The sequence below is a fragment of the Fundidesulfovibrio sp. genome (genome assembly GCF_058402725.1).
The window spans coordinates 1-21,274 of sequence record NZ_JBZVFJ010000024.1 but is presented as its reverse complement, the minus strand read 5'-3'; the positions used below and the strand labels follow the sequence as shown (position 1 = coordinate 21,274).

At 68.5% G+C, this 21,274-nt stretch carries 23 protein-coding genes; 16 read left to right on the top strand and 7 right to left on the bottom strand.

Going from position 1 to position 21,274, the window contains the following annotated elements; genetic code table 11:
• Nucleotides 1–42: 42 nt before the first annotated feature.
• Nucleotides 43–822: an imidazole glycerol phosphate synthase subunit HisF gene (gene hisF, locus ACV4UX_RS05240; RefSeq protein WP_491592268.1), complete on the bottom strand. Its 780-nt coding sequence runs from the start codon at nucleotides 820–822 to the stop codon at nucleotides 43–45.
• A complete protein-coding gene (gene hisH, locus ACV4UX_RS05235; RefSeq protein ID WP_491592267.1) occupies nucleotides 812–1,453 on the bottom strand; it encodes an imidazole glycerol phosphate synthase subunit HisH in 642 nt (213 codons plus the stop codon). The genes hisF and hisH overlap by 11 nt, the downstream gene beginning before the upstream one ends.
• Nucleotides 1,454–1,697: 244 nt before the next feature.
• On the opposite strand from hisH, the gene ACV4UX_RS05230 reads away from it, so the two are divergent.
• A complete protein-coding gene (locus ACV4UX_RS05230) occupies nucleotides 1,698–2,027 on the top strand; it encodes a hypothetical protein (RefSeq protein ID WP_491592266.1) in 330 nt (109 codons plus the stop codon).
• 135 nt (nucleotides 2,028–2,162) lie between these two features.
• Here ACV4UX_RS05230 and ACV4UX_RS05225 read toward each other — a convergent pair whose 3' ends face one another.
• The 5 genes from ACV4UX_RS05225 to ACV4UX_RS05205 form a co-directional block, all read right to left on the bottom strand.
• Nucleotides 2,163–2,540 (bottom strand): hypothetical protein, encoded by a 378-nt coding sequence (locus ACV4UX_RS05225; protein ID WP_491592265.1) that lies wholly within the window; start codon nucleotides 2,538–2,540, stop codon nucleotides 2,163–2,165.
• Nucleotides 2,541–2,817: 277 nt separating this feature from the next.
• Nucleotides 2,818–4,380, bottom strand: coding sequence for a sigma 54-interacting transcriptional regulator (locus ACV4UX_RS05220; RefSeq protein WP_491592264.1), 1,563 nt, complete (start codon nucleotides 4,378–4,380; stop codon nucleotides 2,818–2,820).
• Between the two features lie 4 nt (nucleotides 4,381–4,384).
• Entirely contained in the window at nucleotides 4,385–4,972 is a 588-nt protein-coding gene (locus tag ACV4UX_RS05215; protein WP_491592263.1) for an indolepyruvate oxidoreductase subunit beta, read from the bottom strand.
• Nucleotides 4,973–6,814, bottom strand: coding sequence for an indolepyruvate ferredoxin oxidoreductase subunit alpha (gene iorA, locus ACV4UX_RS05210; protein ID WP_491592262.1), 1,842 nt, complete (start codon nucleotides 6,812–6,814; stop codon nucleotides 4,973–4,975).
• A 25-nt stretch (nucleotides 6,815–6,839) separates the two neighbouring features.
• Nucleotides 6,840–7,469: a tetratricopeptide repeat protein gene (locus ACV4UX_RS05205; protein ID WP_491592261.1), complete on the bottom strand. Its 630-nt coding sequence runs from the start codon at nucleotides 7,467–7,469 to the stop codon at nucleotides 6,840–6,842.
• 168 nt (nucleotides 7,470–7,637) lie between these two features.
• Here ACV4UX_RS05205 and ACV4UX_RS05200 point away from each other — a divergent pair, with 168 nt between their 5' ends.
• The 15 genes from ACV4UX_RS05200 to ACV4UX_RS05130 form a co-directional block, all read left to right on the top strand.
• Nucleotides 7,638–8,894: a glutamate-5-semialdehyde dehydrogenase gene (locus ACV4UX_RS05200; protein WP_491592260.1), complete on the top strand. Its 1,257-nt coding sequence runs from the start codon at nucleotides 7,638–7,640 to the stop codon at nucleotides 8,892–8,894.
• 23 nt (nucleotides 8,895–8,917) lie between these two features.
• Nucleotides 8,918–9,613, top strand: a complete 696-nt coding sequence (nadD, locus tag ACV4UX_RS05195; RefSeq protein WP_491592259.1) for a nicotinate (nicotinamide) nucleotide adenylyltransferase — start codon at nucleotides 8,918–8,920, stop codon at nucleotides 9,611–9,613.
• Entirely contained in the window at nucleotides 9,610–10,797 is a 1,188-nt protein-coding gene (locus ACV4UX_RS05190; RefSeq protein ID WP_491592258.1) for an alginate O-acetyltransferase AlgX-related protein, read from the top strand. The genes nadD and ACV4UX_RS05190 overlap by 4 nt, the downstream gene beginning before the upstream one ends.
• Complete coding sequence (locus ACV4UX_RS05185; protein ID WP_491592257.1) at nucleotides 10,794–11,672, top strand: substrate-binding domain-containing protein; 879 nt, start codon at nucleotides 10,794–10,796, stop codon at nucleotides 11,670–11,672. Before ACV4UX_RS05190 ends, ACV4UX_RS05185 begins: the two co-directional genes overlap by 4 nt.
• A gap of 165 nt (nucleotides 11,673–11,837) precedes the next feature.
• Complete coding sequence (locus tag ACV4UX_RS05180) at nucleotides 11,838–12,884, top strand: hemolysin family protein (protein WP_491592256.1); 1,047 nt, start codon at nucleotides 11,838–11,840, stop codon at nucleotides 12,882–12,884.
• A 147-nt stretch (nucleotides 12,885–13,031) separates the two neighbouring features.
• Nucleotides 13,032–13,457 (top strand): cytochrome c maturation protein CcmE, encoded by a 426-nt coding sequence (locus ACV4UX_RS05175; RefSeq protein WP_491592255.1) that lies wholly within the window; start codon nucleotides 13,032–13,034, stop codon nucleotides 13,455–13,457.
• 33 nt (nucleotides 13,458–13,490) lie between these two features.
• Nucleotides 13,491–15,374, top strand: a complete 1,884-nt coding sequence (locus tag ACV4UX_RS05170; RefSeq protein WP_491592254.1) for a heme lyase CcmF/NrfE family subunit — start codon at nucleotides 13,491–13,493, stop codon at nucleotides 15,372–15,374.
• Between the two features lie 4 nt (nucleotides 15,375–15,378).
• Complete coding sequence (gene ccmA, locus ACV4UX_RS05165) at nucleotides 15,379–16,038, top strand: heme ABC exporter ATP-binding protein CcmA (RefSeq protein WP_491592253.1); 660 nt, start codon at nucleotides 15,379–15,381, stop codon at nucleotides 16,036–16,038.
• Entirely contained in the window at nucleotides 16,032–16,703 is a 672-nt protein-coding gene (locus tag ACV4UX_RS05160; RefSeq protein ID WP_491592252.1) for a heme exporter protein CcmB, read from the top strand. The genes ccmA and ACV4UX_RS05160 overlap by 7 nt, the downstream gene beginning before the upstream one ends.
• A 2-nt stretch (nucleotides 16,704–16,705) precedes the next feature.
• Nucleotides 16,706–17,368, top strand: coding sequence for a cytochrome c biogenesis protein CcsA (ccsA, locus tag ACV4UX_RS05155; RefSeq protein WP_173084196.1), 663 nt, complete (start codon nucleotides 16,706–16,708; stop codon nucleotides 17,366–17,368).
• 9 nt (nucleotides 17,369–17,377) lie between these two features.
• The gene (locus ACV4UX_RS05150; protein WP_491592251.1) at nucleotides 17,378–17,515 is read left to right on the top strand and encodes a CcmD family protein; all 138 of its coding nucleotides are present in this window, start codon (nucleotides 17,378–17,380) and stop codon (nucleotides 17,513–17,515) included.
• Nucleotides 17,505–18,080 (top strand): tetratricopeptide repeat protein, encoded by a 576-nt coding sequence (locus ACV4UX_RS05145; protein WP_491592250.1) that lies wholly within the window; start codon nucleotides 17,505–17,507, stop codon nucleotides 18,078–18,080. Before ACV4UX_RS05150 ends, ACV4UX_RS05145 begins: the two co-directional genes overlap by 11 nt.
• Nucleotides 18,081–18,558: 478 nt before the next feature.
• Nucleotides 18,559–19,719 (top strand): ABC transporter substrate-binding protein, encoded by a 1,161-nt coding sequence (locus ACV4UX_RS05140; RefSeq protein WP_491592249.1) that lies wholly within the window; start codon nucleotides 18,559–18,561, stop codon nucleotides 19,717–19,719.
• Between the two features lie 124 nt (nucleotides 19,720–19,843).
• Complete coding sequence (locus ACV4UX_RS05135) at nucleotides 19,844–20,731, top strand: branched-chain amino acid ABC transporter permease (RefSeq protein WP_491592248.1); 888 nt, start codon at nucleotides 19,844–19,846, stop codon at nucleotides 20,729–20,731.
• Between the two features lie 11 nt (nucleotides 20,732–20,742).
• The coding region (locus ACV4UX_RS05130) for a branched-chain amino acid ABC transporter permease (RefSeq protein ID WP_491592247.1) at nucleotides 20,743–21,274 on the top strand (532 nt) is incomplete at its 3' end.

Below are 21,274 nucleotides of genomic sequence, written 5' to 3'. Positions count from 1 at the left end.
CACCGGGCCGCTTGGCCGCGCTCCCGGGCCTGGGGCTGGGCCTTACCAGACCATGCGCATCTTCACGCCCTCGGCGTGGAGGTAGTCCTTGAGTTCGCGGATGGTGTACTCGCCGTAGTGCACGATGGAGGCGATGAGCGCCGCGCTGGCCTTGCCTTCCGTGAGCGCGTCGCGCATGTGCGCGGGCGAGCCCGCTCCGCCCGAGGCGATCACGGGGATGGTCACGGCCTCGCTGATGGTGCGGGTGAGGGTCAGTTCGTAGCCTTCCTTGGTGCCGTCGGCGTCGATGGAGTTCACGCAGAGTTCGCCGGCGCCCAGGGCCTCCACGGTCTTTGCCCACTCGATGGCGTCCAGGCCCATGCGTTTGCGCCCGCCGTGGATCACGATCTCGTAGCCCGAGGGGATCTGCTCCGAGACGCCCACGCGCAGAACGTCCATGCCCACCACCACGCACTGGGAGCCGAAGGCCGCCGCGCCCTCGCTGATGATGTCGGGGTTCTTCACGGCAGCAGAGTTCACCGAGATCTTCTCCGCGCCCGCCATGAGCACGGCGCGCATGTCCTCCACGGTGGAGATGCCCCCGCCCACCGAGAAGGGGATGAAGATCTGCGAGGCCACCTTCTCCACCACCTTGAGCATGATGCCCCGGCCCTCGGCGGAGGCGGTGATGTCGTAGAAGACGATCTCGTCCGCGCCCTGCTCGTAGTAGGCGCGAGCGGTCTCCACGGGGTCGCCGATGTCCACGTTGCCAAGGAACTTCACGCCCTTGGTGAGCTTGCCGTCGCGCACGTCCAGGCAGGGGATCACGCGTTTACTGAGCATTGGACTTCTCCCTGCAGTAGGCGGCGAAGTTGGAAAGAAGCGCGAGCCCCGGACGCCCGGACTTCTCCGGGTGGAACTGCACGGCCCACAGTCCGGGCCTGCCGTGCACGGAGCAGAACTCCATGCCGTAGAAGGTCCTGCCGATCACATACTCGGCGCTTGGCGAGGGGTAGTAGCTGTGCACGAAGTAGAACTCCGCGTCCGGGTCCACCCCGGCGAAGAGTTCGCAGGGCTTGGTCAGAGAAACCTTGTTCCAGCCCATGTGCGGCACGCGGATGGGCTGGCCGTCCTCCTCGGTGAGGCCCGGGTTGAACAGGGCGCATTCGCCGGGCACGATGCCCAGGGCCTTGGTGTCGTTTTCGGCCGAGTAGTCCAGGAGGATCTGGCAGCCCACGCAGATGCCCAGCATGGGCCTGCCCGCGTCCACGATGCGCTTGAGCACCAGGTCGAGCCCTGTGCTCGTGAGGTGGTCCATGGCCTGTCCGGCCGCTCCCACTCCAGGGAAAATGACGCCCGTGGCCGAGAGCAGGGTCTCGGGGTCCGCCGTGATGGCGCAGGGGATGCCTAGGTAATCCAGGGCGCGGCGCACCGAGGTCTGGTTGCCTGCCTTGTAGTCGAGAATGGCCAGCATGATGTCCTCCCGTGGCCGGGTGCTAAGTGAAAACCGCCTGCAAGGCAAGAGCGGGCGAGGCGCTCCAGGGCGGCGGCGGAGCGACGCCCGGGTCCGCTCCGGGAGCGGGGAGGACGCTTCGGGCTGCGACATGCGGGATTTCCGGTCGCCCGGTCGCTCCCGGGAGGCCTCCCGGCTTGCGGGAGGCCCGCCGGGGGCCTATCCTCGGCACGCGGCGCGAAAAACCGCAAGAAAGGAGAATCCCATGAGACGTGTCCTGGCGATGCTTTCCCCCGCGCTGGCCCTGGCGGCCGCGCTCGTTCTGGCCGGGCCTCCGGCGCGCGCCCAGGGGGGCTACCTGGAGTGCACGGCCTGCCAGCTGGTGCTGGGCCTCGTGCAGTCTTCCATGGGCGACTCCGACGCACTGGCGGTGGACGCCTCGCGGCAGTGTTCGCTGCTGACCGCTACGGACCGCGCGGCTTGCGAGGCCTTCTACGCCTCCATGGGTCCCAAGTTCCTCAAGGCCTTCCGGGAGCGCCTGAAGAAGGGCGAGACCCTGGAGGGCGTGTGCCGGGCCATGAGCTACTGCCGCTGAAACGCCGGGCGATTCGGGCAAGGGGCCGACGCGCGCCGCGAGGGGGACATGGGACATCCATCGGGGCGCGTGCGCGGCGACGCGCCCTGTCCCCCCCCTTCGGGTTTGGACCGCGCCCCGGCCGGACGCGCCGGATCAGCCCCGGCCCTGCTTGACGTGGGTCCTGGCCTGGACCTTTTCCGGGCGTTTCTCCAGGTGCTGATGGCGGTTGACGGCGCTTTTGGCCATGTCCTTGAGGATGCGCCGCAGGTCGGACTCCTTCCAGGCGTCGGTGAAGCCCGGTGTCTCCAGCAGTGCGGGGGAGAGCGCGAAGCCAGTGGGATGGGACGTGTCCAGGGAGACGCCCTGCGGCCCCACGGCCCCGGGCTCGCCCAGGGCGTCGGCCAGGAGGGTGGCCACGGTCTCCGAGAAGGCCCGGCGCACGTCCTCGGCGGAGGAGGCCCGGTCCAGGCGGTCGCGGTATCCGGGCAGGGCGGCCTGTTCGAGTCGGGTGAAGGACAGCTGCTTGGTCATCCATACCTCCTTGGCGCGGAGGCTCCGCGCATGTTCCCTCATAGCATAAAGCGGGCTTTGGTCAAACGCTCCCGCCGGGAATGGCGTTCGCCGCCGATATTGGGCGAAGGCCGGACGCTTAGCGCGCGCCGGGCCTTTCCGGCGCGACTCTCCGGCAGTTGGCGATCTCTGCCCCCTGCCTTCTCCTGATGTCTGCGCAGGAGAAGCCGGTCCCCGAAACAGAAACGCCCCGGGCCTTCAGCGGGGCCGGGGCGTCTTCCTGGAGCGGAATGGAGAGCTACTTGCGCTTCCCGGGCGTGTAGCGCTTGGGATCGATGCCGTGCTTCTTCACCTTGTAGTTGATGATGCGGTAGCTCTCGCGCAGGTCCTTGGCGGCCTGGAACATGTTGCCCTTGGCCTTCTTGAGGGCCTCGATGAGCAGTTCGCGCTCGAACTGGTCCACGGCTTCCCCGAAGGAAAGGGTGGCCTCGGTGTTGGAGCTTTCGGCGGTCTGGAGCGTGGGGGGCAGGTGGTAGGCGCGGATCACGCCGTCCTCGGTCTGCAGGAAGGCGCGCTCCATGCAGGAGTGCAGCTCGCGCACGTTGTCGGGCCAGTGGTACTGGCTGATCAGGTCAATGGCCGGGGTGGAGATGCGCTTGAACTCCCGGCCCTGGGAACGGGCGAACTCCTCCAGGAAGAACTCGGCCAGGGGGAGCACGTCGCCCGCGCGGTCGCGCAGGGGGGGGACGTAGATGGAGACCACGGCCAGGGCGTAATAAAGGTCTTCCAGGAACTCCCCGGAACTCACCATGTCTTCCAGGTTGGCGCGGCTTCCGGCCACGATGCGCACGTCGAGCTTCAGGGGCTGGTCGGCCCCGAAGCGGGTGGCCGATCCCTCCTGGAGGAAGCGCAGCAGGCGCTGCTGCGCGGCCAGGGTCAGCTCCTCCACGTCCTCGATGTAGAGCGTGCCGCCCTGGGCCAGTTCCAACTGGCCGCGCCGCGACTGGGTGGACCCGGCGGCCTCGCCCTTCTGGACCCCGTAGAGGGCGCGCTCGATGGCTTCGGGCGGCTCGGCGGAGCAGACCAGGCGCAGGAAGGGACGCCTGCGCCGGGCGCTCTGGTTGTGCAGGGCCTTGGCCAGGTATTCCTTGCCCGTGCCCTCTTCGCCCAGGAGCAGCACGGGGGAGTCGTTCTGGGCGGCCTGGTCCACCTGGCGCAGCACGAGGCGCATGCTTTTGGAGACGGCCACCACCTTGTGCTTGCGCTGGGCCTCGGCCACGGCCTGGGGCTCCGGGCGCGGCTTGGAGCGCGGCTTGTAGAGCTCGTCGCGCAGGCGCTGAGCCGTGATGGCGAACACGCTGGCCGCCGCCATCATGAAGTCGCGCTGGCGCTCCAGGAACACGGGCGGGGCCTTGGGCACGTCGGCGCACAGGGCGCCCATGGATTCGGCCCGGCCTTCGCTGCGGCTGCCGGGCACCAGCACGGGCACGCAGATGAAGCAGAGATTCTCCAGGTCGCTGGCGGGGCGTCCGTAGAAGTCCGGGTGGTCGGCCATGTTCTCGATGATCACGGACTGGCGCGTGGCCATCACCTGCCCCGTGGCCAGGGGGCCTGGCCCCTGGGGCGCGCCGAAGAAGGCCTCCTGCCCCCGCGAGAGCGAGAGGCGCTGGTTGGGCATGGGCACGTCGAGCAGTTCCAGGTAGGCCCTGTGGTAGGTCATGGTCTCCACGAGCCGGGCCAGCATGGCGTCCAGGCAGTCCCGGGCGGGCCTTGCGGGCACGGCCTCGTCGAGCATGGCGCGCATGGCCGTGAGGAACCTCTGGGAAAGACCCTCGCCCGAGTGGAAGCTCAAGGGGCCCATGGGATCAGGACTGCGCGGCCCCGGCCCCCAGCGCCAGGGCTTTGAGGTTCGTTTCCGCCAGGGCGGGCTTGAGGTACTTGCGCACCGAGCGCTCCAGGGCCTCCATGCCGAAGGGCAGCGCGCCCACGGCGCAGGCCGCGCCCAGGAGCACCGTGTTGGCGCTCTGGGCCGATCCGGCCTGTTCGGCCAGTGTGCGGCAGGGCACGAAGAAGGCTTTGGAGGCGGCCGCCTGGGCCTTGGCCCGCACGGCCTCCAGCTCCGGATAGGCGGCCTTGCCCGTGGCCACGGAGAGCGGGGGCAGGGCCTGGGAGTTGGAGACCACCACGCCGCCGGGCTTGAGGTAGCAGAGCGCCCGAAGGGTTTCCAACAGCTCGAAACCCAGGAGCAGGTCCGCCTCGCCGTGGGTGATCTTGGGGCTCAGGTAGCCCACGAGCACCGTGGATTCCACCACGCCGCCGCGCTGGGCCATGCCGTGGATCTCGCCGCTGGTGACGGGCAGGCCCTCGTCCAGGGCCGTGAGCGAGACGAGCTTGGTGGCGGTCAGGGTGCCCTGTCCGCCCACGCCGGTGAAGAAGATACGCGCGCGCTGCATCTAGGCGCCCCTTTTCTTGGCCTTGAAGGATTTGTCCAGCTGCAGGCAGTACATGCAGCCCGAGCAGAGCTCTTCGTCCACGCGCACCTGTCCGCCTTCCTTGATGAAGGCCGGGCAGGCCAGGGAGTTCAGCACGTCCAGGCAGCCCTGGCCGGACTCGGCCGCCACCGCCACCTGGGGCTTGCCCTTGCCGGTGGTGCGGCGCTCGTGGATGACGCAGGGATCCTGGAAGATGATCACGCGCGGCCCCTTGAGGGCCTTCATGGCCTCCAGGGCCTTGCGCGAGGCCTTGTGGTTGAGCGGCGAAACCGTGACCACATGCTCCACGCCGCAGGCCTTCACCAGGGGCTCGATCTCCACCTTGCGGGGGTTGGGGCCGAGCGCCGTGGCGTCCACGCCCGGATGGGGCTGGTGGCCGGTCATGGCGGTGGTGCGGTTGTCCAGCACCACCACGAGGATATCGTGGTCGTTGTGGACGGCGTTGATCAGGCCGGTGACGCCGGAGTGGAAGAAGGTGGAGTCCCCGATGAAGCCGATGGTGGTCCTGCCGGAGGCCGAGGCGAAGCCCGACCCGGTGGAGACGCTCGATCCCATGCAGAGCAGGAAGTCGGCCATGGAGAGCGGCGGCAGGAGCCCGAGGGTGTAGCAGCCGATGTCCGAGGAGTAGAAGGCGTCGTCTCCGAAAACCTCGCGCACGGTGTAGTAGGCCGAGCGGTGCGAGCAGCCCGCGCAGAGGTTGGGCGGGCGTTGAGCCAGCCCGCCCTCGGGGGCGCAGTGCTGGGGGGCGTGGCTCTGGCGGCCCAGTGCCTGGCGCAGGGCCTGGCGCACCATCTGGGTGGAGTATTCGCCCCAGAGCGGGAGCGCCTCACCCTTGCCCAGCACCTCGATGGAGATGCCCCTGCGCTGCGCCAGCGCGCGCACGTGCTCTTCCACCAGCGGGTCCAGCTCCTCCAGGACGAGCACCTTCTCGAGCCCTTCCAGGAAGGAGAGGAGCAAACCGTCGGGCATGGGGTAGCTCAGGCCCAGGTCCAGCACCTTCACGGAGCCCTCGATGCCTTCCTCCAGGAGGGCGTCGCGCAGGTAGCAGCGGGTGACGCCCGAGGCGATGACGCCCAGGGTCCCCTGGCCCGAGACCTTGTTCCAGGGCGAGGCCTCGGCCTCGCGGCCGATGGCCGCCAGGCGGTCCAGGAGCTGTCGGTGCTGCACCCGGGAGTGGGCCGGGATGGGCACGTACTGCTGGAGGTTGCGCGCGAACTCCTTGCGGGCCTTGTCGGCGGGCAGCGAGCCCAAAGTGACCGGGCCGCGCACGTGGTTGACGCGCGTGGTGGTGCGCAGGAGCGTCGGCTGTCCGGTGCGCTGGGCCAGGAGCAGGGCGTCGCGGGTCATGTCCTTGCATTCCTGGGCCGTGGCGGGCTCGAAGCAGGGCAGGCCTGCCAGGCGGGCGTAGTGGCGGTTGTCCTGCTCGTTCTGGCTGGAGTGGCAGCCCGGGTCGTCGGCGGAGAGGAGCACCAGGCCCCCCGGCGCGGTGATGTAGGAAAGCGTGAGCAGCGGGTCCGCCGCCACGTTGACGCCCACGTGCTTCATGGTCACCAGGGTGGGCGTTCCGGCCAGGGCCGCGCCCGCGCCCACTTCCAGGGCCACCTTTTCGTTGGTGGAGTATTCGAAGCGGTAGTCGCCGTCGCGGCTCATGCGGAAGAAGGTGTCGGGAACCTCGGAGGAGGGCGTGCCGGGGTAGCAGCTCACGAAGCCGACGCCGCCTTCGAGCGCTCCGCGCACGATGGCCTCGTTGCCGAGCAGGAGCAGCGTCTCGCCAGGGGTCTGTGCCAGCAGGGGACTGGGCATGGAACGAAACCTCGGAAATACGGAGTTATTTGGTCTTGGCCTTGATCTCGGTGATCTTCGCCTCGAACAGGGCCTTGTTGCCGCCCTCGGCGGCGTCGCGCAGGCGTTCGTAGGCGGCCAGGGCCTCGGTCCAGGCCTGGGCGTCCTCGGCCACGGCGGCCAGCTGGCGGGCCACCAGGGGCTGGAAGGCCTTGGGAGCCTTGGGCATGAAGTCCGCCAGGAGCTTCACGGCCTGGGCCTTGTTGCCGGCCTGGGCCAGGGCGGAGGCCTGACCGAGCACGGCAAGATCTTTCACGCCGCCGGGTGCGGTCAGGGCAAGCTGGTTCCAGGCCTCGGCGGCCTTGGCGTGGTTGCCCTGCTCGGCGGCGGTGCGGGCCAGCTCCAGGAGCGCGGCGTCCTTGGTGGAGGCCGGGGCGGTCTTCACATAGGCCTCCAGGGCGCTCAGGCGCTCGGGGCCGGTCTTGGAGGCGATGATGGCGCCAAGGTCGTTCTCGGCCTGGGCCTTGGCCTTCTTGGCGTAGGAGGTGTAGGCCGCGTAGCCGCCAACGGCCAGCAGGGCCGCCACGACAGCGGCAATCAGGGTGCGCCAGTTGTTGCCCAGGAAGGAGGCCAGGGGGTTGTCCTGCCCGCCGCGGTCGAAGGAAATGTCTGCCATGGTGTGTGCGCTTCGTTGGTTGTTGGAGAGTTGAGGAAGGCCGGATCGATCCGGCCGGGCCGAAGTCAATCCCTCTAAACCCAAAGCCCGGCCCTGTCAAAAGGCCCGCGTTGACGAAGGGGCGGCCCTGAGGCTAGTTTCACCAGTCGAAGAAATCCGGAGGACAGCATGAACATTCAGGAGCGTATGGAGGCCCTGGCCCGCGAGGCCAGGCAGGCCGCGCGCCTCATGGCCAAGGCCCCCGGCAGGGCCAAGGACGCGGCGCTGACCGCCCTGGCCGGGCTATTGGAATCCGAAGCCCCGGCCATCGAGGCCGAGAACGCCCGGGACATCGCCAAGGCCGAGGCCTCGGGCATGGACGCCGCCAAGCTCGACCGCCTGCGCCTGACGCCCAGGGTGCTCGCCTCCATGGCCGCCGCCTGCCGCGACGTGGCCGCCATGCCCGACCCCGTGGGCGCCATCGAGACCATGTGGCAGCGCCCCAACGGGCTCATGGTGGGCAGGATGCGCATCCCCCTGGGCGTTGTGTGCATGATCTACGAATCGCGCCCCAACGTCACGGTGGATTCGGCCATCCTCTGCCTCAAGGCGGGCAACGCCGTGGTGCTGCGCGGCGGCTCCGAGGCCTTCCACTCCAACATGGCCCTGGCCTCCCTGGTGAGCCGCGCCCTGGTGGAGGCCGGGCTGCCCGGCGGCGCGGTGGGCATCGTGCCCGTCACCGACCGCGCGGCCGTGCCCATCCTGTGCAAGCTCGACCAGTACATCGACGTGATGATCCCTCGGGGCGGGGAGAGCCTCATCCGCTCCGTGGTGGAGGCGGCCACCATGCCCGTGCTCAAGCACTACAAGGGCGTGTGCCACCTCTATGTGGACGAGTGCGCCGACCTGGACAACGCCCTGGCCGTGGTGGAGAACGCCAAGTGCCAGCGCCCCGGCGTGTGCAACGCCCTGGAGTGCCTGCTGGTGCACGAGAAGGCCGCCCCCGCGCTGCTGCCCCGGCTGGCCCGGTCCCTGGGCTCGCGCGTGGAGTTCCGCGCCTGCGAGGCCTCGCTGCCGCTGCTTGGCCCCTCCGCCAAGCCCGCAGGCCCAGAAGACTGGGGCTGCGAATTCCTGGACTACGTGCTCGCCGTGCGCCAAGTGCGCTGCATGGACGAAGCCCTGGACCACATCGCCGCCCACGGCTCCAACCACACGGAGTGCATCCTCACTGCGGACCACGCCCGGGCCATGCGCTTCCTTCGCGAGGCCGACGCCTCCATGGTGGGCGTGAACTGCTCCACGCGCTTCAACGACGGCGGCGAGCTGGGGCTTGGCGCGGAGATCGGCATCAGCACCTCCAAGCTGCACGCCTACGGCCCCATGGGCGTCAAGGAGCTCACGGGCTCCAAGTTCGTGGTGCTGGGGCAGGGGCAGGTGAGGACGTAGATGACCCGCAGGGGCGAGCGCACGTGAGCCTTCGCCTGGGGGTGCTGGGCGGCACGTTCAACCCCGTGCACGTGGGGCACGTGCGCCTGGCCCTCGAGATGGCCGAGGCGCTCGGACTGGACGGCGTGGAGATCGTGCCCGCCGCCCGGCCGCCCCACAAGCCCGAGGAGGGCCTTTTGCCCTTCGAGCTGCGCCTGAGCCTGCTGGAGATGGCCCTGGGGGATCTTGAGGGCGTGCGCGCAAACCCCATGGAGGCCGGACGACCAGGCCCCTCCTACACCGTGCACACGCTGGAGGAACTGGCCCGGCGTCGTCCCGGGGTCGAACTTCACTTCATCATGGGATCGGGCGACCTGCTCACCCTGCACCAGTGGCGCGACGGCCACCGCCTGGGCGATCTGGCCCACCTGGCCGTGGCCGGGCGCGACCGCCACGGGCGCGACGCAGTGGAGGTCTACCTGGCCTCGCGGCCGGAGCTGGGTTTTTTCCCCGCCGGTCCCGGGCTCTGGGAGCGCGCTTCGGGCGGGCGGCTCGTGCTGGTGGACGTGCCCCGGCTTGACATCAGCGCCTCCTTTGTAAGAGACCGCTTCCGGCGCGGGGCCAACCTGCGCTTCCTGCTGCCCCCGGCGGTGGAGCGGGAGCTTGCGCGGCTTCGCCCGCAGTTGTTGGAAATCTGGCGCGAGCGCGCTCCATCTCCATCCGTGAAGGCTCATTCGTGAACCACTCCCCCCCGGGCCGTCGCCTGATCGCCCTGTGCTCCTCGGCCCTGTTCTGCCTGGCCATCGCACTGCCGCTCTCGGCCCAGTTCCTGCATTTCGCGCCCCGCGAGAAGCTGGGCGAGGCCACCAACACGCCTTTTCCCGAGGCCGCCCTGAACCCCGCAGGCATCCAGGCCGTCTGCCGCGCCCTCACGGGGGGCTGGCTCGACAAGAACTTCCCCTTCCGGGGCATGCTCATCCGCTGGCACAACTTCACCTCCACCAGCCTCTTCGGCTCGCTCTCGGGCAACGCCCCCGTGGTGGTGGGCAAAGAGGGCTGGCTCTACCTGGCTAAGGACAGGGGCATCGACCTCGAAGCGGACCACAGGTCCGTGGCGCCCCTGACCGCAGAGGATCTGGACCGTCTGCACGCCGTCTACGCGGAACGCCGCGCCTGGCTGGCCGAGCGGGGCATCGCGTATCTGGTGGTGATCACGCCCAACAAGAGCTCGGTCTACCCCGAGCACCTGCCCGCCTCCTGGGATCAGGCCGGGCGCACGTCCCACCTGGAACAGGCCGTTGAGCGCTTCCGCCGGGACGGCGCCGTGGACCTGCTCGACCTGCGCGAACCCCTGATGCAGGCCAAGGCCGGCCGCGAGGTGTTCTACCGCACCGACAGCCACTGGAACGCCTACGGGGCCTTCCCCTCCTACCAGGCCATCATCGAGCGCCTCGCCCCGCGCTTCCCGGTCCTCAAGCCCATGCGGGAGGAGGACTTCATCATCCAGGAATACGCCCACCTGGGGGGCGATCTCTCCTTCATGGTGGGGCTGGAGGACCTCGTGCTCGACAACAAAGTGCTGTTCTTCGCCAGGAAGCCCCTCAAGGCCAGGGGCATCAGCCCCGGGGCCGTCCGGCCGGGCTATGTGCAGCCCGCCCAGGGTTCCGTGCGCGAAGACGCCTCCCTGCCGCGCGCCGTCTTCTTCCACGATTCCTATTTCTGGGAACTGGTGCCCTTCCTGGGCGAGCACTTCAGCCGGGCCGTCTACGTCTGGGTGCGCCCGGGCCTGCGCGGGGCCAAAAGCCTTTTCGACAAGGAACTCATCGAGAAGGAACGTCCCGACATGGTGGTGGAGGAGATCGCCGAGCGGTTCTTCCTGCAGGGGACAATGCCGCCCCGCGAGATCAAGGAGGGATCGGAATGAAACGCCGCGCGCTTCTTGCGGCCTGCCTGTCCCTCTGGACCCTGGCCTGCCTCCTCCCCGACCCGGCCCGCGCCGCCGGGGACCCTCTCGATGCCTTCAAAGGGCTCTCGGGCGAGTTGCGCGTCACCGGCAGCGACGTGGGCCTTGTGGCCGTGCACGAGGCCGCCGCACGCATCAGCGCCGCCCATCCCGGCGTGACCGTGAGCTTCACCATGACCGGGGCGGGCGTGGGGCTCTCCCGCGTGCGCCTGCGCCAGGCCGACATCTGCCTCTTCGATCGCAGCCCTCAGGCCGTCACCGGCCCCGGGGCCTCGCTGGAGTTCATCCCCTACGGGGTGGACCCGGTGGCCGTGGTGGTCAACTCCCTCAATCCCGTGGAGTCGCTGGACACTGCCACCCTGCGCAGGCTCTTTGCGGGGCTCGTGCCCCTCTGGAGCGACGCTGGCGGCGGCGCGTTCCCCGTGATGGCCACCTACATGGAGGCCTCGGAAGAGGAGGGCAGACCCCTGACCATGCCGCGCACCGTGAGCCTCTCCAGCCAGCCGGCGCTGCGCTTCACGCTCATCCGCAACAAGGAGATCCTGGGTTTCATCAGCATGCGCGACCTGGACGCCGCAATGAAACCCGTGGCCGTGGACGGCCAGGCCCCCACGGTGCACAACTTCCTGGAGGGACGCTGGCGCATCTACCGCGTGATGCACCTGGCCGTGGCCCGGGACGCCCAGCCGCTCACACGGGCCTTTGCGGACTATCTGCGCGGCCCCGAAGGACAGGCCATCCTGGAGCGCGCCGGGCATGTGGCCCTTGCCCGCAAGCCCTCCTGGGAGAGCGCCCTGCCCGTGGACCTGCCGGATGTGCTGGCCTCGGGGCAGTGAGGCGCACTTTACATCAACGGCAAAATGTTTAGACTTGGCACTGGCCCTGCTTCTAAAGCGATCCATCCAACGGCGGCCCTCCGCCACCGACCCATGACCACGCCATGAACCACTCCGGCGGGGACACTCCCCCGCGACCATTCCCCCCCGTGACGGTGCGTCGCCATGCTTGAACTCTCCCTGGCCATCGCCGTCGCCCTGGTGCTCTCCTGTTTCTGCTCGCTCTCCGAGGCGGTGCTCTATTCCCTGCGCTGGAGCTGGATCGAGCGCATGCGCGCGGAAGGCAAGCGTTCGGGCGAGCTTCTCTACCAGATGCGCATGAGCATCGACAAACCCATCACCGCCATCCTCACCGTGAACACCATGGCCTGCGCCGCGGGCGCCACCGTGTCGGGCGCGCTGGCCGTGGGCGTGCTGGGCGAGGAGAACCTGGCCTGGTTCACCGCCGCCTTTTCCGTGATGATCCTGGTGTTCGGGGAAATCCTCCCCAAGACCGTGGGCGTGGTCTACGCCCGGCCCCTGGGGCCGGTGCTGGCCCAGCCCCTGCGCCTGATGGTGGCCGCGCTCACCCCCGTTGTGTGGGCCAGCGGATTCCTCACGCGGCTGGTCACCGGGCGCGCCAAAGGCCCCGACGCCTCCGAGGACGACATCCGCGCCATGGTGCGCCTCACCAGCAAGGCAGGCAAGATCAACGCCCTGGAAGAGCGCTCCATCACCAACATCCTGGCCCTGGACACCCGCACAGTCCGTGACGCCATGACCCCGCGCACCGTGGTCTTCTCCCTCCCCTCGGACATGACCGTCAGCGAGGCCCGCGAGGAGAACCCCCTGTGGTCGCACAGCCGCGTGCCCGTCTACGAGGAGGACGACCCCGAGAACATCGTGGGCGTGGTCCTGCGCCGACAGGTGTTCGAGGCCCTTGCCAGCGACCAGCACGAGCTCAAGCTCGCCAGCATCATGCAGCCCGTCCAGTTCGTGCTGGACACCATGAGTCTGGACAAGGTGCTCCTGAACTTCATCGACGGACGAACCCACCTCTTCGTTGTGCTCGACGAATACGGCGGCGTGAGCGGCGTGATCACCCTCGAGGACGTTCTGGAAGAGATTCTGGGCAAGGAAATCGTTGACGAGACCGACGAGGTCGCGGATATGAGGGACCTCGCGCGCACCCGGCGGGAAAAATTGCTGCGCGACAGGGCAGGCATGCGATAGTCCTTGCCATGCAGCTTGATATTTTCTAGGAATTGTTCCTGTTTAACGGCCGGTCCGGCTTGCCGCGTGGGGCAGCATGCCGGAGGCCAGCGCCGGGCGGCGCACGCCGGGCTACCGGGACGGCGGAGCGCGCGGCAAGGAGCGAACATGGCGGGCGGCAGCAAGAAAGGCGTGTACGCGGCGGCACTGGCCCTCTTCCTGGGAGGGCTGGGCTGGCTTGTGTACTCCGGGCTGGACGAGGGCTCGGTGTACTTCCTCAACGTGAGCGAGGCCCTGGCCATGAAGCCCGAACAACTGGGCCAGGCCCGGCTCTTCGGCACCGTGGCCGAGCAGGGCGTGGAACCGGCTGCGGGCGGGCTGGGCGTGCGCTTCACCCTGGTGGACAAGGACGACCCCGCCAAGACCATTCCCGTGGACTACAAGGGAGCCGTGCCCGACACATTCAAGCCCGGCGTTGAGGTCATCGTGGAGGGAGGCGTGAAGTCGCCCGGAGGCGTCTTCGGGGCCTCAACCCTCATGACCAAGTGCCCCTCCAAGTACCAGAAAGAGAACCGCAAGGAATCCAAGGGCTAACCGGCCCAACAAGCGCCTTCCGAGGGAGGTTGTATGCATCTGGCCGCCCACTGGGCGCTTTTGTTGTCCCTGATCGGCTCCCTGGTCCTGGCCGGGCTCGCCGCCTGGCAGATCGCCAACCGCGAAACCGGCAAGCTGGCCTGGTTCGAGTCCGGCATGGGCGTGGTGTTCTCCGTGCTCACGGCCGTGTCGGCCATCCTGGTTGTGGCCCTCTGGAAGCGCGATTTCTCTTACGAATACGTCTACAGCTACACCGACTCGGTGCTGCCCCTGTTCTACGCCCTCACGGCCTTCTGGGCCGGGCAGGCGGGGTCGCTCCTGTTCTGGGCGTGGATGACCGCCTTCTTCGGGCTCGCCTTCTCCATGACCCGCAGCTACGAGAACCTCTCCGAGGAGACCCGCCTGCACTACTGGCTCTTCTTCCTCACCGTGCAGGCCTTCTTCCTCCTGCTGCTCACGGGGCCGAGCCATCCCTTCATCCGCCTGGCCCCCGTGCCGCCCGACGGCAAGGGCCTGAACCCGTTGCTCCAGAATCCGGGCATGATCTTCCATCCCCCGCTGCTCTTCATGGGCTACGCCGGGTTCACCGTGCCCGGCTGCCTGGCCCTGGCCGCCTGGGCCACGGGCGAGAAGACCTCCTGGATCAGGGCCACGCGCGGCGTCACGCTGGTCTCCTGGGTGATGCTCACCGCGGGCATCGTCCTGGGCTGCTGGTGGGCCTACATGGAGCTGGGCTGGGGCGGCTACTGGGCCTGGGACCCGGTGGAGAACGCCTCGCTCATCCCCTGGTTCGCGGCCACCGCCGCCGTGCACACCGGCATCATCGAGACCAGGCGCGGCTCGCTCAAGCGCACCAACGTGCTGCTCATGGCCGTGACCATGCTCCTGTGCTTCTTCGCCACATACCTGGTGCGCAGCGGCGTCATCGAGTCGCTCCACGCCTTCGGCGAAGGCGGCGTGAGCAGGCCGTTGCTCACCTTCATCCTCGCGGGCCTGGGCGTGAGCCTCTGGGTGGCCGTCACGGGCCGCCCCGCCGCGCCCGCGCGGCCCATGGACGCGCTGTTCTCCCTGCCGGGCATGCTCCTCTCTCTGGCCTGGCTCATGCTGACCTGCGCCCTGGTGGTGTTTCTGGGCACCCTCTGGCCCGTGATCTCCAAACTCTGGAGCGCCAACCCCGTGGGCCTGGACGCCACCTTCTACAACCGCGTGTGCACGCCGCTCTTCGTGCTCACGGGAGTGATCCTGGCCTTCTGCCCCTGGCTGGGCTGGAAGGAAGGGCTGCGCCAGCCCCGCTGGGCCATGGCCGCCCTGGCGGCCATGCTCGTCTCGGCCGGAGCCTTCTGGGCGCTGGGCTACAGCAAGCCCGTGCCCCTGGTGGGCATGGCCTCGGGCGTGGCCTCCCTGGTGAGTCTGGCGGCCCTTTTGGCCACCAGCACCGGCGCGCGCAGCCTGAGCGGCGGCCTGGGAGCCTGGCTGCTCCATGCCGGGCTGGCCATGGTCCTGGTGGGCGTGTCCTTCTCGGGTCCGTACCAGGACGCCAAGGAGGCCGTGCTCTCCCCCGGCCAGACCTTCGAGCTCCAGGGCTACAAGATGACCTACAGGGGGCTGGAGGAGGTCTCCAACCCGCGCTTCTCGGGCGGCAAGGCCCTGATCACCGTGGAGAAGGACGGCAAGCCCCTTGGCGAGCTGACCCCGGAACGCCGCATCTACCGGAACTTCCCCCAGCCCTTTGCCGAAGTCTCGGTGATCCCCTCGCTGGGTGTGGAGCTCTACGCCACCCTGCTGGCCTTCTCGCAGGACCGCAGCGCCAGCCTCAAGGTGAGCGTGAACCCCCTGGTGAACTGGTTCTGGATCGGCGGCGCGCTCATGTGCGCGGCGGGCCTGCTGGCCATGGTCCGGCGTTCCGGGGAGGCCTAGGCCGGTGCTTTCGCTGCGGGGCGTGGCCAAGTTCTACGGGGACCGCATGGTCTTCAAGAACATCGACCTCACCGTGGACCCCGGGCGCACGCTCATGGTGGTGGGGGCAAACGGCGCGGGCAAATCCACGCTGTTGCGCCTCATGGCCGGGCTGTCGCGCCCTACGGCCGGGGAAGTCTCCACCACGCTCTCCAAGGCCGAGACGGCCTACCTGGGCCATCAGACCTTCCTCTACGCCGAGGCCACGGCGCTCGAGAACCTGAGCTTCTGGACGGGTCTGCACGGTCTGGGGCTCGCGGAGGCGGACCTCCTGGCCGCCCTGGAGCGCGTGGGGCTCGCGCGCTTCGCCCATGAGCGGGCCGGGCACTTCTCGCGGGGCATGGCCCAACGCCTGAATCTGGCCCGCGTGTTCTGCATCGCGCCGAGGCTTCTCTTCCTCGACGAGCCCGACACCGGCCTGGACGAGGCCTCGCGCGGGGTGCTCCACGCCGAGATCGCCAGGACGCGCCAGCAGGGGCGCAGCGTGGTCTGGGTGAGCCACCACCTGGAGCGCGACCTGCCCAAAGCCGACGACGTGCTCTTCCTGGAGAAGGGCAGGGCGGCGTACCTGGGGCCCGTGGCGGGCTTCGACGCCTCCGCCCTGGCCGGGAGCGCCGCGTGCTGAAGGCCGCCGCCGCCATCGCCGCCAAGGACCTGCGCCTGACCCTGCGCGGAGCGCAGGGCCTGGCCCAGACGGCCCTCCTGGGGCTTCTGATCATTTTCGTCTTCAGCCTCTCGCGCCGCCCCGGCGAGGAGGTCCCGGCCCTGGCCGCCGCCGCCATCTTCTGGCTCTCCACGCTCTTCTCCCAGGTGCTGGTGTTCAACGGGCTCTACGCCCTGGAGGAGGGCAGCGGCGCGCGCCTGGGGCTGGCCATGGCCCCGGCCCCGGTGCAGTCCGTGTGGCTGGGCAAGGCCCTGGCCGGATTCGCCCTGGTGGGCGCGTGCCAGGTGGTGTTCGCCCTGGCCGTGGCCGTGTTCCTGGACCAGGGGCTGGCCGGATCGGCTCTCACGGGGCTCGGCTGCGTGCTGCTCTCCGACGCGGGGCTGGCGGCCCTGGGATCGTTCATGGGCGCCCTGGCCTCGGGCAGGAGCGCGCGGGAGTCGCTGCTCACGGTGATCTTTTTCCCCCTGGTGATCCCGGTGCTCCTGTCCGGCATCAAGGTGCTGGAGGGGGTGATCCTGGGCACGGGACAGGCCATGGACTGGATGGGGCTGTCGGGAGCCTTCGCGGCTGTGTTCTCCGGCGCGTCCCTGGTGCTGTTCCCATACATCTATACGGGCGAGGAATAGACATGACGGCCCTTCTTGCGGGCGCTGCGGCCCTTGCTCTGGCTGCGGCGCAGTGGTTCATCTGGGTGTACGCCCCCGTGGAAGAGACCATGGGCGTGGTGCAGAAGATCTTCTACATCCACCTGCCCATGGCCTGGTGGTCCATGATCAGCTTCCTGGTGGTGTTCGCGGCCTCGGTTCTGGTGCTCGTGCGCAAGGACGCCCGCTGGGACCGCCTGGCCGGCGCCGCCTGCGAGCTGGGCGTGCTCTTTTCCGGGCTGGCCCTGGTCACGGGGTCGCTGTGGGGCAAGCCCATCTGGAACGTCTGGTGGACCTGGGACCCCAGGCTCACCACCACGCTGGTGATGTGGTTCGTCTACTGCGCCTACCTCATCCTTCGCCAGTCGGGCGCGGGGGGCGAGCGGGGGCCGGTGGTGCGCGCGGCCCTGGGCATCGTGGCCTTTCTGGACGTGCCCCTGGTGTTCTATTCGGCCCGCAAATGGCGATCGATCCATCCCACGGTGTTCGGCTCCCAGGGCGGGGGCCTCGAACCGGAGATGGTGGCGGCCGTGGTGGCTTCCATCCTGGCCATGGGCATTCTCTGGGCCGCGATCCTTTCGCTGCGCGCCAGGCAACTCGGGCAGGCGGCGGCCATCCGCCAGATTTTCCTGCACCAGACCAAGTGAGGCTATTTCATGGGCAATCAAACCTATCTGCTGGCGGCCAACGTGATCGTCTGGCTGGGCATCTGCGGCTATGTGGCCTTCGTGGCCACCCGCCAGGCGCGGCTGGAGCGTCGCTTGAAACAGCTGGAAGCGCTTCATGAAGACTAGCGCCGCCGGGGCCTCTCGCCCCAACAAACCCCTGCTGGGCCTGATGCTTTTGTGCCTGGCCGGCATGTTCGTCTGGTCCTTCGTCTACCGGGCGGAGCACCCCTCGTTGGTGGCCAGCGTGGAGATGCGCGGGGCCGACCCCCATGGGGGAGAGGGCGACCCCATGCAGGCCGTAATGGCCGCCATGTCCCGTCTTCAGGCCAACCCCGAGGACGTGGACGCCATGGAGGAAGCGGCAGGGGCCTTCGCCGCCGCCGAGATGTGGGACAAGGCCCTCGCCGTGCTCGAAAAGGCCGCAGCCAAGGCCCCGGACGAGAAGCACATCCTCAACCTGCACGGCGTGACCCTCTTCCGCCTGGAGCGCCCGGCAGAGGCGGCCAGAAAGTTCGAGCGCCTGCTGGCCCTGGAGCCCGGCAATTTCCAGGCCCAGTTCAACCTGGCGGCCGTGTACAAGTACGGCCTGGAGGACATGGCCAAGGCCAAGCCCCTCTTCGAGGCCGTGATCGCCAATCCCATGGCCGACATGCAGACCAAGCGCCAGGCCCAGCAGGAGCTGACTCCGTAGCAGCCGGTCGATGGGGCCACATCCTGCGGAAAGTGTTGCACAGGCCGCAGGGATCGACTCTTCCGACGGACCATGCGCCGCGCCGGGACTCCTGCGCGCCTCTCGGGGGACAAAACCGCGAGCGGAACGCGGCCGGGAGCGGGGCGGCCGTGCCGTTCGCCAAGGACCCCTGAAAAGCCGGGCTTCAGCGGTTGTCGACAGTCAAATGCCGCCCGGTTCGCCGGGCGGCTTTCTTTTTCCTACCGAATGGGAGCAATTTGCGCCGCCGCGCCGAGGCTTCTCGAAAAAGATCAATCGGTTGAAGCCCTTCCTGCGGCGTTCCGGTCATCGGAACGTGACGGGAGCGTTGCATTTTCCCTGGCCTTGCCGCATACATCTGTCGATGATCGCTCCGGCAAATCCGCCGGTCTCCCGTTGACCCGTCCGGGCTGCGTCCCGGATCGAAAGCCCATAACCCGTTTACGGAGGTAGAGCAGGCATGAGATGCAAACGTGGCCTGGTCGTGGCGCTCGCCATGGCCGCTTTCTTCGGCATGGCCAACCTGGCCCTTGCGGCAGACGTGATCAAGATCGCCGTCCCCTCGCCCTTCACCGGCCCCGCCGCCGGCTACGGCGACAACGTGAAGGCCGGCGTGGCCATGAAGGTTGACGAGATCAACGCCAAGGGCGGCGTGAACGGCAAGAAGATCGAGGCCGTCTTCTTCGACGAGCAGTGCGATCCCAAGGAAGCCGCCACCGTGGGCACCAAGATCGCCGGCGACAAGGCCCTGGTCGGCATCGTGGGCCACCTGTGCTCCGGCGCGCACCTGGCCGCCCTGCCCAACTACCTGCGCGCGGGCGTTGCCGCCATGTCCCCCACGGCCACCAACGTGACCATCTCCGACAAGAACAAGGACCCCAAGGGCCAGGTCTGGAGCTTCCGCAACGTCTACCGCGACGACTTCCAGGGCGCGTTCCTGGCCGACTACATGGCCAAGACCCTGGGCCTGAAGAAAGTGGCCGTGTTCTACGAGAACAGCGACTACGGCATCGGCCTCAAGGACGCCTTCCTGAAGCAGGCCAAGGCCGTGGGCCTCACCGTGGTGGGCGAGGAAGCCTACATGAAGGGCGCCAACGACTTCACCCCCCAGCTGACCAAGATCAAAGGCCAGGCCCCCGACGCCCTGTTCATCTCCGGCTACTACAACGAAGGCGCCCTCATCGCCGACCAGGCCAAGAAGCTGGGCCTCGCCGTGCCCAAGTTCGGCGCCGACGGCCTGGACAACGCCGACTACATCAAGCTCGCCGGTCCCGCCGCCGACAACACCTACCTGACCGCCCCCTTCCTGGCCGAAAAGGCCGGCCCCGAAGCCAAGGCATTCATCGACGCCTTCAAGGCCAAGTACAACCGCGATGTTGACTGGATGAGCGCCAACGCGTATGACGCCGCCGGGATGATCATCGAGGCCATCTCCAAGGTCGGGGCCGACCGCGCCAAGGTCCGCGAGTACCTGGCCTCCATGAACTCCAAGGAGAAGGGCTACAAGGGCATCACCGGCCTGACCTTCTTCAACGACAAGGGCGACTGCGAAAAGCCCGCCTTCGTGAAGATGGTCAAGGACGGCAAGTTCGTCCCCGCCGAGAAGCAGATGGCCAACTAGCCGCTAGCAGGACCAACGATTCGAGACAGGCTGGACCACCATCCAGCCTGTTTCGTTTCCTTCCGGAGGTTCCAGCGCCGGCGCGCCATCGCCCGGGCCGACCTACACCCACTCGGAGAAGGCCGTGTTCGAACAACAACTCTTCAATGGATTGACCCTGGGGCTCATCTACGCGCTCATCGCCGTGGGCTACACCATGGTCTACGGCGTCATCGAGCTGATCAACTTCGCCCACGGCGAAGTGTACATGCTCGGCGCTTTTCTGTGCATCACCTTCATCAGCGCCTTGGGCATCCCGCTCTTTCCGGCCATCGCCCTGGCCATGGCCTGCTGCGCGCTCATCGGCGTGAGCATCGACCGCATCGCCTACAGGCCCCTGCGCAAGGCGCCGAGGCTCGCCGCGCTCATCACGGCCATCGGCGTCTCCATCTTTCTGCAGAACATCGCCATGATCATCTGGGGCTCGCGCCCCGTGCCCTTCCCGCGGGACGCCGTGCCCCGGGCCTTCAGCGAGACGGCCTTCACCCTGGGCAGCGTGAACGTCTCGGGCCTCCAGGTGTTCATCTACGCCCTGACCATCGCAATGATGGTGGGGCTCACGCTCATCATCAACAAGACCCGCGTGGGCACCGCCATGCGCGCCCTGGCCCAGAACCAGGTGAGCGCCGCGCTCATGGGCATCAACGTGAACCGCATCATCGCCTTCACCTTCGCCCTGGGCTCCTCCCTGGGCGCGGTGGCAGGCATCCTGGTGGGCATGTACTACAACACCCTCTCCGCCACCATGGGCTACAACGCGGGCGTCAAGGCCTTCGCCGCCGCCGTGCTGGGCGGCATCGGCAGCGTGCCCGGGGCCATGCTGGGCGGCGTGGTGCTGGGCATCGCCGAGACCCTCGGCGCGGGCTACGTCTCCAGCCAGTACCGCGACGGCATCGGCTACGCGGTGATGATCGCCGTGATCCTCCTGCGTCCTTCCGGGCTGCTCGGCAAGTCCGTGGGCCAGAAGGCCTAGGAGCCAAGCGCATGAACGCCAACAAGAACTTTCTCAAGGCCGCCCTGGCCGCCGCCGTGCTGGCCCTGCCCTTCCTCCCCCTGGTGGACGACTATGTGGTCCACGTGGCGGTGCTCGTGATGGTCTACGCAGTGCTGGCCATGGGCCTGAACGTGCTGCCCGGCTTCTGCAACCTGCTGGACCTGGGCTACGTTGGCTTCTACGGCATCGGGGCCTACACGGCGGGCATCCTCTCGCTCAACCACGACGTGAGCTTCTGGGTCATCGTGCCCGGCGCGGTGGCCCTGGGCGCGCTCTGCGGCGTGCTGCGCGGCGCGCCCACGCTCCGGCTCTCGGGCGACTACTTCGCCATCGTCACCTTCGGCTTCACGGAGCTGGTGGTGCTCTTCCTCACCAACGAGATCTGGCTCACCCGGGGGCCGCTCGGCATGCCCGGCATCCCCCCCGTGGCCCTGAGCCTGGAATGGCTCGGCATCGACTGGCGCTACGACTTCTTCAACGAGATGCCCTACTACTACCTGGGCCTGGGCATGACCGCCCTCG

Excerpts from the sequence above, each read along its gene's own strand:
- hisF (WP_491592268.1), bottom strand. The coding sequence starts at position 822 with ATGCTCAGTAAACGCGTGATCCCCTGCCTGGACGTGCGCGACGGCAAG.
- hisH (WP_491592267.1), bottom strand. The coding sequence starts at position 1,453 with ATGCTGGCCATTCTCGACTACAAGGCAGGCAACCAGACCTCGGTGCGC.
- ACV4UX_RS05230 (WP_491592266.1), top strand. The coding sequence starts at position 1,698 with ATGAGACGTGTCCTGGCGATGCTTTCCCCCGCGCTGGCCCTGGCGGCC.
- ACV4UX_RS05225 (WP_491592265.1), bottom strand. The coding sequence starts at position 2,540 with ATGACCAAGCAGCTGTCCTTCACCCGACTCGAACAGGCCGCCCTGCCC.
- ACV4UX_RS05220 (WP_491592264.1), bottom strand. The coding sequence starts at position 4,380 with ATGGGCCCCTTGAGCTTCCACTCGGGCGAGGGTCTTTCCCAGAGGTTC.
- ACV4UX_RS05215 (WP_491592263.1), bottom strand. The coding sequence starts at position 4,972 with ATGCAGCGCGCGCGTATCTTCTTCACCGGCGTGGGCGGACAGGGCACC.
- iorA (WP_491592262.1), bottom strand. The coding sequence starts at position 6,814 with ATGCCCAGTCCCCTGCTGGCACAGACCCCTGGCGAGACGCTGCTCCTG.
- ACV4UX_RS05205 (WP_491592261.1), bottom strand. The coding sequence starts at position 7,469 with ATGGCAGACATTTCCTTCGACCGCGGCGGGCAGGACAACCCCCTGGCC.
- ACV4UX_RS05200 (WP_491592260.1), top strand. The coding sequence starts at position 7,638 with ATGAACATTCAGGAGCGTATGGAGGCCCTGGCCCGCGAGGCCAGGCAG.
- ACV4UX_RS05185 (WP_491592257.1), top strand. The coding sequence starts at position 10,794 with ATGAAACGCCGCGCGCTTCTTGCGGCCTGCCTGTCCCTCTGGACCCTG.
- ACV4UX_RS05180 (WP_491592256.1), top strand. The coding sequence starts at position 11,838 with ATGCTTGAACTCTCCCTGGCCATCGCCGTCGCCCTGGTGCTCTCCTGT.
- ACV4UX_RS05175 (WP_491592255.1), top strand. The coding sequence starts at position 13,032 with ATGGCGGGCGGCAGCAAGAAAGGCGTGTACGCGGCGGCACTGGCCCTC.
- ACV4UX_RS05170 (WP_491592254.1), top strand. The coding sequence starts at position 13,491 with ATGCATCTGGCCGCCCACTGGGCGCTTTTGTTGTCCCTGATCGGCTCC.
- ccsA (WP_173084196.1), top strand. The coding sequence starts at position 16,706 with ATGACGGCCCTTCTTGCGGGCGCTGCGGCCCTTGCTCTGGCTGCGGCG.
- ACV4UX_RS05150 (WP_491592251.1), top strand. The coding sequence starts at position 17,378 with ATGGGCAATCAAACCTATCTGCTGGCGGCCAACGTGATCGTCTGGCTG.
- ACV4UX_RS05145 (WP_491592250.1), top strand. The coding sequence starts at position 17,505 with ATGAAGACTAGCGCCGCCGGGGCCTCTCGCCCCAACAAACCCCTGCTG.
- ACV4UX_RS05140 (WP_491592249.1), top strand. The coding sequence starts at position 18,559 with ATGAGATGCAAACGTGGCCTGGTCGTGGCGCTCGCCATGGCCGCTTTC.